The organism is Bradyrhizobium sp. CFUWI (assembly GCF_056429085.1).
Genome location: NZ_JBWJZE010000167.1, coordinates 1 through 469 on the forward strand (window position 1 = coordinate 1; position 469 = coordinate 469).

Annotated in this window: 1 protein-coding gene; it reads right to left on the reverse strand. The window is 60.1% G+C overall.

The annotated features are described in order from the left end of the window. On the reverse strand, positions 1-469 hold a 469-nt coding region (locus AC066S_RS39240), incomplete at both ends, for an efflux RND transporter permease subunit (RefSeq protein ID WP_478271968.1).

The following is a 469-nucleotide window of genomic DNA, read 5'->3' on the forward strand; positions in this document are numbered from 1 at the left end:
CCCGAAGATCTTGACCGCGACGTCGCTACGCACGCCGGAGATAAGTTCGTTGAAGCGCAACTGGATCGGCTGCGAGAACTCGTAGTTGTTGCCGGGAATCTTACCGACCACTTCCTGGATGGCGGTAAGCAGTTCGTCACGAGTCTTGCGCGGCTCGGGCCATTGGTCCATGGGCTTGAGCATGATGTACCCGTCAGAGATGTTCGGCGGCATGGGGTCCGAGGCAATTTCTGCAGTGCCGGTTCTGGCAAATACCCGGTCGATTTCAGGGAACTTCTCTTTCAGCGTCCCTTCGATCTGGCGCTGCATGGCGATAGATTGCGAGAGGCTGGTACCGGGGATTCGCAGCGCCTGGATGGCAAGGTCGCCCTCATTGAGTTGGGGAACGAACTCGCTGCCCATGCGGGTCGCGATCAATCCGCAGAGCACCACGGCCACCGCGGCAATGGAGAGCACCACGGCCTTGGCG